This is a genomic window from Calditrichota bacterium, from assembly GCA_013151735.1.
Taxonomy (GTDB): Bacteria; Zhuqueibacterota; JdFR-76; order JdFR-76; family BMS3Abin05; genus BMS3Abin05.
The window spans coordinates 1-3,431 of the sequence record JAADHR010000041.1 but is presented as its reverse complement, the minus strand read 5'-3'; the positions used below and the strand labels follow the sequence as shown (position 1 = coordinate 3,431).

The 3,431-nt window shown below is 48.6% G+C and carries 4 protein-coding genes; all 4 read left to right on the top strand.

Annotated features, from left to right (window positions below):
* Positions 1–36 precede the first annotated feature (36 nt).
* The gene (locus GXO76_02495; GenBank protein NOY76721.1) at positions 37–1,062 is read left to right on the top strand and encodes a hypothetical protein; all 1,026 of its coding nucleotides are present in this window, start codon (positions 37–39) and stop codon (positions 1,060–1,062) included.
* 2 nt (positions 1,063–1,064) lie between these two features.
* Positions 1,065–1,547 (top strand): DedA family protein, encoded by a 483-nt coding sequence (locus GXO76_02490; protein NOY76720.1) that lies wholly within the window; start codon positions 1,065–1,067, stop codon positions 1,545–1,547.
* Between the two features lie 270 nt (positions 1,548–1,817).
* Positions 1,818–2,966 carry a DUF2961 domain-containing protein gene (locus tag GXO76_02485; protein NOY76719.1) on the top strand — a complete coding sequence of 383 codons (1,149 nt, stop codon included), beginning with the start codon at positions 1,818–1,820 and terminating at the stop codon, positions 2,964–2,966.
* Between the two features lie 167 nt (positions 2,967–3,133).
* A partial coding sequence (locus GXO76_02480) for a hypothetical protein (protein NOY76718.1) occupies positions 3,134–3,431 on the top strand: 298 nt, incomplete at its 3' end.

The following is a 3,431-nucleotide window of genomic DNA, read 5'->3' as shown; positions in this document are numbered from 1 at the left end:
CTCAGTTGAAATTAGTAAAACTAAGGATTCATTCCCATGAAACGTTTTCTAAAACCTGCGCTTTTTTTCTATCTTTTTAATTTATTTTTACCCGCTGCTTTCTCTCAGGGGACGACCCAAATTTTGAACTTTTCTCCCAGTCCCAAGGGATTTATTCAAACCTGGCTGGTACGGGGTCCATTCCTTAAGAAAAGCGCTGCAGACGACACGACCGATTTTTTGCTCCCCGAGGGAAGCAGTCATCGTGTTTATTCGATGCAGTCCATTGGAAACGTTGTCTCCGATTCCATCCAAAAAGATAATCCGAAGGTCTGGCACATGTTTCTTTCCAGTGATTACAAAGTTAATTTCCGGGATGTTTTCTTCCCCAACCAAAATACCGTGGCCTACGCCGCCACGTGGATTTACTCTCCCAAGAAAGAACGGATTTTACTGAAATTTGGGAGTGATGATGGTATTGCCATTTGGGTCAACGGAAAACAAATCGCATCGGTGCCCGTTTACCGCGGATTGCAAGTTGACAATAACGTCGCCCCGGTGACACTTAAAAAGGGCCTCAATTTTATGTTGGTTCGTGTGTTTCAAGGCGTGGGTGGATGGGAATTCTGCGCGCGGTTGACCCGGCCTGACGGGGCTCCTTTGAAAGATGTGACCCTTCGTATTCCCGGGCACGTGAGCCGCCGGCGAATTCTTTCGCTGAAGGCAAAGGCGATTTCTACCCAAACCCTTCTTCTCCCGCAAAACCACCAATTGGTCTGGGAAATTACGGTTTCCAGTCACTCAACCCTTTCAATGGGGCCGTCCGCACTTCCGGTTCGGGTAACCCTGGAAACAGCAGACAGCCGCGTTCTCAGCACTGTTTTTGATGGGCGTTTACCGGTCGATCGCGAAAGACATGTGACACGAATCATTGATCCATCGAAGCTGCAGGGGTTAAAAATGACTCATCAGGAAAGAAATCTTCCTGAAACAAAGGATGCTATTTTTTTTCTTCACACACAAATTTTTTCACCCACAAAAAAGGTGTTGCGAGAGCAGCGAACACCCATTTACTATTATTAGATATGAGCGATTTTTTTCATCACGTTTTTGTTCTTTCCGTTCAATTCGTTCAGCAGTACGGATACGTCGGCATTTTTTTGCTGGCCGTCACCGTGTGTATTTACCAGCCCGTTGCGCCGGATATTTTCATTATTGGCGAAGTGGGGTTGGGATTGAATCCCTATTGGGTGGCCCTGCTGGCACTGGCAGGTTCGTTCCTGGGGGCCTTTTTGGGCTATTACATCGGCCGGTTGTTTGACCGACTGGGAGTGAAGCGAGTCCGCAAAAACAGGCACGTGGCAAAAATCGAAACCTGGTTTCAAAAATACGGAAACTGGGCGGTTTTTCTGGGCGCCCTGACTCCGATTCCACTTCGGGAGATGAGCTGGCTGGCGGGCATTTTCCAACTATCATTGCCGCGATTCCTGATTTTCGTGGCCCTTGGCTTGTTGCCGCGGTATTTTGGAGAAGCATTTCTCGGAAAAATTATTTTGAACTATATTTAAGCATCTGCTTTAAAAAACCTTTGCCCACTAATTTCACGAATTGATTTAATTGAAATTAATTAGTGCAATTTGTGTAAATCGTGGTTTTTAGAGTGAACTCATTTAAGGAAGGGGCACCAAACCCGGCATTTCTTTTTAGCTTTTCATAATTCTGTTATTTGGAAACAAATAAAATTACTGCAATCTTTGATTCGCGCATTCGCGGCACTAAAAATATGATTCTATTCCCAATTAAAACAGGAGGATCTCCTAATGAAGGAATTGAGCAGTATGATAATCATGATTTCCCTGGCTTTCATGGTGGCCACCATCAGTCAGGCGCAAAATCCCCGTTTTAATGGAGCGTTTACCAATCTCAGCAATTTATTTATGCTGTCTAACGCCCAGACGCGCTCCATCAGCCCGGAAAATTTAACCGGTGAAAAGGGCAAGGGCGGAATGGCTACGCTGAAAGAAGGCAACGCCCGGCGTGCGGCACGGGATCTGGGTCAGGGCTGGAAGGTCAATCCCTATATTCACATCGAACCGCACACCACATTTACTCTGGCTGAAATCAAGGGGCCCGGTGCCATTCAGCAAATCTGGATGACCCCCACCGGCAACTGGCGGTTTTCCATCCTTCGCATCTACTGGGACGGCGAGAAGAACCCTTCTGTGGAAGTACCTGTGGGGGATTTTTTCGGTGTGGGCTGGGGCGATTACAAGCAGATCAGCTCGCTGCCCATTTGCGTGAACCCCGGCAGCGCGTTAAACAGTTACTGGATCATGCCGTTTCGGAAATCGTGCAAAATCACCATGGAAAATCTGGATGACAACCGGATGACCCTCTACTACCAGATCAATTACACCTTGACTGACATCCCAAAAGATGCCGCCTATCTCCACGCGCAGTTTCGCCGGGTCAATCCCCTTCCCTACAAACAGGTGTACACCATTGTGGACGGCATTAAGGGGAAGGGTCAGTACGTGGGAACCATCCTGAATTGGGGCTCCAACAACAACGGCTGGTGGGGTGAAGGTGAAATCAAATTCTACATCGACGGTGACCAAAAATTTCCCACCATCTGCGGCACCGGAACGGAAGATTACTTTTGCGGGTCGTACGGGTTTGAGGCCAGAAACGCCCAGGGGCAGACGGAATACCGGGATTTTTCCACCCCTTACACCGGCTTTTACGAGATTAAACCGGACGGCATGGAACGCACACAAACCCGGTTTGGCCTGTACCGCTGGCACATTACGGATCCCATCCGGTTTGAGAAGGATTTGCGTGTTACCATTCAGGCACTCGGCTGGCGCAGCGGAGGCCGGTACCTTCCCCTGCAGGATGACCTGTCGTCTGTGGCGGTTTGGTACCAGACGGAACCGCACGCTCCGTTTCCCAAATTGCCGGACAAAGATTATCTGGAAATCCGATAGCAGGGGGTACAGAAACATCGTCTGCGAACGGCTACCCATTCACACAAAATATTTTTCGAACAAATGGCGGGTTACAAACAACGGGTAACCCGCACAGGCAAAAAAAGGACTCTTGGACATTAACAAAAATAAGGAATTTTCACATGTTTTTTTTGAGCAGGAACCGTTTGGCCGTTTTAATTTTTGTGACAGGACTAATTTTCGCTGTTCATCCGGGGCTCTCACAAACCCGGTCGGATTTACTCTTTTCCAAGCAATCGATTGAGGCACCTCAGCCGGTTCAAATGGCCCTGACCGATTTAAGAGTCAGCCTGAAGGTGGCCAGAATTCTGCTGGCTGATCTGGATTCCCTCCATTCGGACCTGGTTTACACCATTCCAACCCCTGCGTCACGGGAACAGCAGAGAAAAGCCCTTCGTCCGCTTCTGAAACAGGCCGTTGCGGCTGTAGACGTGAGGGCAGCAC